This is a genomic window from Paraglaciecola sp. (genome assembly GCF_030730205.1).
Taxonomy (GTDB): Bacteria; Pseudomonadota; Gammaproteobacteria; order Enterobacterales; family Alteromonadaceae; genus Paraglaciecola.
Map to the genome: position 1 here is coordinate 1 of NZ_JANQVQ010000026.1, position 5,841 is coordinate 5,841.

General features: G+C 48.0%; 4 protein-coding genes. All 4 read left to right on the forward strand.

All coding sequences use genetic code 11. The annotated features are described in order from the left end of the window. The first annotated feature begins 157 nt into the window (after nucleotides 1-157). The 4 genes from NWQ57_RS02280 (at nucleotide 158) to NWQ57_RS02295 (ending at nucleotide 5,648) form a co-directional block, all read left to right on the forward strand. On the forward strand, nucleotides 158-1,195 hold the full coding sequence (locus tag NWQ57_RS02280; RefSeq protein ID WP_306020370.1) for an efflux RND transporter periplasmic adaptor subunit: 1,038 nt from the start codon (nucleotides 158-160) through the stop codon (nucleotides 1,193-1,195). Nucleotides 1,196-1,207: 12 nt separating this feature from the next. Next, entirely contained in the window at nucleotides 1,208-4,456 is a 3,249-nt protein-coding gene (locus tag NWQ57_RS02285; RefSeq protein WP_306020372.1) for an efflux RND transporter permease subunit, read from the forward strand. Nucleotides 4,457-4,476: 20 nt separating this feature from the next. Next, nucleotides 4,477-5,085 carry a cyclopropane-fatty-acyl-phospholipid synthase family protein gene (locus tag NWQ57_RS02290; protein WP_306020374.1) on the forward strand — a complete coding sequence of 203 codons (609 nt, stop codon included), beginning with the start codon at nucleotides 4,477-4,479 and terminating at the stop codon, nucleotides 5,083-5,085. A 71-nt stretch (nucleotides 5,086-5,156) separates the two neighbouring features. Next, nucleotides 5,157-5,648, forward strand: a complete 492-nt coding sequence (locus tag NWQ57_RS02295; RefSeq protein WP_306020376.1) for a Dps family protein — start codon at nucleotides 5,157-5,159, stop codon at nucleotides 5,646-5,648. Nucleotides 5,649-5,841 lie beyond the last annotated feature (193 nt).

Genomic DNA, 5,841 nt, shown 5'->3' on the forward strand with positions numbered 1-5,841 from the left:
TCCAGGCCCACATAAAAGCTGGCTCATGTAGCTAAACTTATGCAAGTTGTCATTTATCTTCACATTACTTGAGAAAATTCTTAATTAAGGTTTACTGCAGTTTGCGTAATACTATAATCTAAGTGTCTATAACAGGCGTGTGTTGAAGGAGTTGGCCATGCTTTCTAAACGTTTTATGTTTCTTTTTTGTCTTTATTGGGTCTCGTCGACAATCATTGCTGAGACTTGGATAACCGTGCAGCAAGAAACCAAACCACAATGGCTAACACTGCCTGTAACGATTGAAGCCATCTCGTCTGCGACAGTCTCAGCACAAACCTCGGGACGTATCACTGAACTTCCTTATGATGTGAATGATATGGTTTTACAAGGCGCCGTCATCGTGCGCTTTACTGATATCGAACAGCAAGCGCGGTTTAAACAAGCTCAGGCGCAGGCCAACGAAACCCAAACTCGGCTTGATGAAATGCAAAAAGAGCAACGGCGGATCACGGAACTACATGAACAAGGGCTGGTCGCTAAATCCGCTCTGGATCAGGCCAATGCTAACTTCGCCGCTGCCAAAGCAAGACATCAACAAGCCCAGGCAGCATTAATGGCGGCAGCTGAACAACTGGAACAAACCGTGGTGCGCGCTCCGTATACTGGCATTGTCCAGCAACGTTTTGTCGAGTTAGGTGAACTGGCTAATCCCGGACAACCTTTAATTCGGGGATTAAGTCTGGAGCACTTGCGAATAAGTGGCCAACTCTCGCAGCAACACGTGGCTGCAGCCCAGCAAGTAACTATGTCACAATTGGTTGCGCAGGATGGCACGGTACTTCCACTTAACAACATCCAACTTAAAATCGCTCCGGAAGCTGATCGGCTTGGCCATAGCTTTTTATTCCGGCTTGATTTACCTCAGGGTGATTATCGAGAACATGGTCTTTATCCTGGAAGTTGGCATCGTTTGAAGCTAAAAATAGCAGAGCACACTATGTTGGTTATCCCCAAGCTCGCGCTAGTAAAACGGGGCGAAATGCTAGCCGTGTGGTTAGCCTCTCCTAGTGGTCGCATCTTACAGCCAGTCCGGGTAAAGGAGTTGCCTGATAGTACACTACAAGTCCTGTCCGGTTTGGTAGCAGGCGATCGAGTTATAGCCAATGCGTCACTGCCTGCAACGGGTCAACAACCCTCAGCGATAATGGAATAGCAGGAGTTTGGCATGACTAAGTCGCTTGGTATTGCCGGTCAGCTGGCCCGTTTTTTTAGAGTAAATCAACTTACGCCTTTGTTGGCATTGGTCGGTTTTTTACTTGGTGCCTTCGCCGTTTGGGTGACCCCACGCGAGGAAGAGCCACAAATTGAAGTCACCTTCGCCAATGTGTTTATCGCCTATCCCGGCGCCAGTGCCGCCATGGTGGAAAAACAGGTCGCTGTGCCTGCCGAGAAAATCGTTGCTGAAATTGCCGGTATTGAACATATCTATTCGGTATCTGAACCCGGCATGGCCGTCTTGACCGTGCAATTTAAAGTCGGTGAGCCCCGCACCGATGCACTAGTTCGTCTTTATAATGCTTTTTATGCTAATTCAGACTGGCAACCTGCAGATAGCCGTATTGGCCCGGTTTTAATTAAACCTAAAGGAATAGATGATGTGCCCGTATTTGCGGTCACGCTGTGGGGAGATCGAGAGACGGTAACTCACAGCCAACTCAGTGCTGCGGCACGTAGTTTGGCGGAACAACTACAACAAGTACCGGGCACTCGTGATATTTATCCCATAGGTGATACCCACGAGTCGCTGTTAGTGCGTTTTAATGTGGCGCAGCTGGCAGCCTACCAGCTTGACTTGGCTAGTGTGCAGGCTGCGTTATTACAAAGCCAGGGGCTTAGCCAGCACATGGGAATGCTGGAGCAGAAACAACAGATTTTATTAGAATCCGGCCACCCGCTGCGAACACCTGAAGACGTAGCTGGACTTATTATCGCCGTCAGGCAAACCGAAAACGGCAAAGTACCGGTGTATTTAGGTGACATTGCTGCCGTTAATCTTGCACCTGCTGAACCAACCAGCTATGTGCAACATATCGTGCGCGTTGACAAAAGCGATATCGGCGCAGGATCTGACGACACTCAACTACTCCAATACCCTGCAGTCACCTTGTATGTGGCCAAACAACCGGGCGTGAATGCGGTTGAAGTGACTCAGGCCATTGAACGGCGGTTGATAGCACTGAGTGACGATTACCTGACGCATGGCGTGCGCTACACGGTTAGTCGAAACTATGGCGAGACCGCGAAAGCAAAAGCCGACACCCTGATTAAAAAATTGTTATTCGCCACGCTTTCAGTCGTACTGTTGGTTGGCTTTGCTCTTGGCTGGCGAGAAGCCTTCGTGGTTGGTATGGCGGTGATTATTACGCTGGCTCTGACACTCTTTGCGTCCTGGGCTTACGGCTTTACCTTAAATCGGGTGTCACTGTTCGCCTTAATTTTCTCGATCGGCATTCTAGTCGATGATGCCATCGTTGTGGTGGAAAACCTGCATCGCTATTGGCTGGAGGGTAAGCAAAGTCTGCTAGAGGCCATTCCTAAAGCAGTTGATGAGGTTGGTGCTCCGACCATCCTTGCAACTTTTACCGTAGTAGCGGCGCTGTTGCCGATGGCCTTCGTGTCGGGTTTGATGGGGCCTTATATGAGCCCAATCCCGATTAACGCCAGCATGGGAATGTTATTGTCGTTACTGGTCGCCTTTATCTTCACGCCCTGGTTATTTTATAAAGTGTTTGCTAATTATCAGCCGAAGGACGCACATCACGACACCTCAACCGCTGGCAGTGAGCGGCTATTTAAGCGGCTGATGTTACCCTTTTTAGACCAACAGAAGGGTAAACGTAATCGGTTACTGCTGTTATTGGCGCTACTTATTGCGATATTCAGTTCAATGTTGTTAGTACAACAACAAGCTGTAGTGCTAAAAATGCTACCTTTTGATAATAAATCCGAGTTTCAAATCATTGTTGACTTACCTGAAGGTAGCACCCTTGAGCAAACGCAGCGAGTGCTTAACGACATCAGCCAGCAATTACTACAACATCCTGCGGTCGCGCATTTACAAACTTATGCCGGTACAGCGGCACCGATTAGTTTCAACGGCTTGGTCCGGCAATATTATTTACGCCAACAGCCGTGGCATGGCGATATTCAGGTTAACCTTTATCCGCACACAGCGCGTGATCAGCAAAGTCATACCATCGCCTTGCAAATTCGCGAACAGCTTTCACAGATCATGGTGCCAGAAGGCAGTAGCATAAAATTGGTCGAAGTCCCACCCGGGCCACCGGTGATGGCACCTCTGGTAGCCGAAGTGTACGCCGCAGACTATGCCACCCAGTTAGCTATTGCTACTGAGCTCAAACAATTCTTCGCCAAAACTCGCCATGTTACCGACATTGATTCAACTCAGGAAGCCGCCCAGACCCGTTGGTTGTTCCAGATTGATCAACAAAAAGCGGCTTTACTCGGCGTGGCGGTTAGTGACATTAATCAAAGCATTCAACTTGCCATCAGCGGTCAGGCTGCCGGGTATTTATACTCAGCACAGCACTATCAACTCACACCGATTTCGCTGCGCTTAGCCGAGGCTGAGCTAGCAGACTTAACACAATTATTGCAATTACCCATTGCGACAAGAGATGGTACCACTTTGCCACTAGGTGAGTTGCTCCGCATTGAAACCACATCAAGACAACAAACAATTTATCGGAAAGACTTGCGACCGGTCGTCTTTGTCACTGCGGATCTAGCCGGTGGCAGCGACAGCCCGTTGTACGGCATGCTTGAAATCAGTAAGCACCTGAAGCAGCAACGACCTGATCTCAAGCAGCACTTTATCGCCCCTGCGCAAGCATCTACCCAACCAGGCATAAAATGGGACGGTGAATGGCAAATAACCTATGAAACCTTCCGCGATATGGGATTAGCCTATGCGGTGGGATTAGTGCTGATTTATCTATTAGTCGTGGCACAATTTAAATCTTACGGTGTGCCGCTGATTATTATGGCGCCCATTCCGCTAACCTTAATTGGGATATTGCCAGGACATTGGATAATGCAACAAGCCTTCACCGCCACATCGATGATTGGCATGATTGCCCTTGCCGGCATTATTGTCCGTAACTCAATCTTGCTGGTGGACTATATTCAGCAGCAAACTGTAGCGGGTACCGCACTGAAAATCGCTGTTATTCATGCTTCCGCCGTGCGGGCCCGCCCAATCATTCTAACTGGATTGGCAGCCATGTTGGGCGCGTTCTTTATTTTGGACGACCCCATTTTTGGTGGCCTAGCAGTATCATTAATCTTTGGTATTTTTATCTCCACCTTACTGACCTTAGTGGTCATCCCGGTGGTTTTTTATGCTTATCATTTTGACCCGCAGTCTGCTGAGCTCGGGATTAAGTCGTCGTAATAAAGTTAAAAAGGAAAGATATGTCCGGTTCTACATTTTGGGATGAGCGCTATGCTCAGGAAGACTATGTGTATGGCGAAATGCCAAATGACTTTTTGGTCAGTCAGATAGCTAGAATCAAGCCAAATTCAAAAGTGCTGTGTTTAGCCGAGGGTGAAGGACGAAATGCCGTTTATCTGGCGCAATTAGGTCATGATGTGACCGCCGTCGATATCTCAATGGTGGCATTGGATAAAGGTCGCCGACTGGCAGACAAAGCCGGCGTAAAGGTACGCTGGCAACAGGGTGACTTGGCGAACTATGCGCTTGGTGAAGAGAAATGGGATCTTATCGTCGCTATTTTTATGCATTTACCAGAAGCCATCCGGGATCGGGTATTTGCGCAAATTAAAACAGCGCTGCGACCTGACGGGCTTTTTATTGGCGAGTTTTACCGGCCTGAACAACTAAGTTTTAAAACCGGTGGCCCACAGGATATTAAGATGCTGTATAGCCTTTGTATGCTCGATGAACAGCTCAAAGGCCTGACCATGTCACATCTACAGGCATGTGAACGGGAAGTGGTCGAAGGCACCGGACACAATGGCATGGCCGCGGTCTGTCAGGTGGTAGCGGTAAAGCCTCAATAATCAATGATAGTGCCGGAGTGGCGACTAAAACGGTTATTTTTATGTATGTCGGAAAAAACAAGGAAAACACGATGAGTAATGAAAAAGCTGGATTACAGAATCCTGATATTGGGATCAGTGACGAACACCGTAAGCAAATTGCAGCGGGTCTGTCAAAATTACTGGCCGATAGCTACACGCTTTATCTGATGACGCATAATTTTCACTGGAATGTGACAGGTCCGCAATTTAATGGCCTGCACAATATGTTTATGGAGCAATATACCGAGCAGTGGAATGCGCTGGATGATATCGCAGAGCGGATCCGTGCACTGGGCCACCCGGCTCCCGGCACTTATAAAGAATTCGCTAAGTTAGCCAGCTTTGAGGAAATTGAGGGTGTGCCTACTGCTACTGAGATGCTAAAACATCTGGTGAAAGCCCAGGAAGCGACCGCAAGAACAGCCCGCTCACTGTATGAACTGGTTGATGCTGCGAACGATCAACCCACGGCAGATATCTTAACCCAGCGGCTAAATGTGCACGAAAAAACCGCCTGGATGTTACGGAGTATGCTGCCTTAAACGCAGTGCTTTTGTATCCAGTAACAGAAGTAAATTAACCTCTTTATGGCTTAAATTAAGGTTTTTGTTTTTAACATTGAGTGGTATCCTCAAAACGTTCTTAATTTACCAGTTTGGTCACGGGGGGAATACCCCCGAATTTTTGATTAAGTGAATCTGCTCAGTGTTTAACCCAACTTACAGGTTTTAATGA

Coding starts and splice junctions, on each gene's coding strand:
- NWQ57_RS02280 (WP_306020370.1), top strand. CDS start 158: ATGCTTTCTAAACGTTTTATGTTTCTTTTTTGTCTTTATTGGGTCTCG.
- NWQ57_RS02285 (WP_306020372.1), top strand. CDS start 1,208: ATGACTAAGTCGCTTGGTATTGCCGGTCAGCTGGCCCGTTTTTTTAGA.
- NWQ57_RS02295 (WP_306020376.1), top strand. CDS start 5,157: ATGAGTAATGAAAAAGCTGGATTACAGAATCCTGATATTGGGATCAGT.
- NWQ57_RS02290 (WP_306020374.1), top strand. CDS start 4,477: ATGTCCGGTTCTACATTTTGGGATGAGCGCTATGCTCAGGAAGACTAT.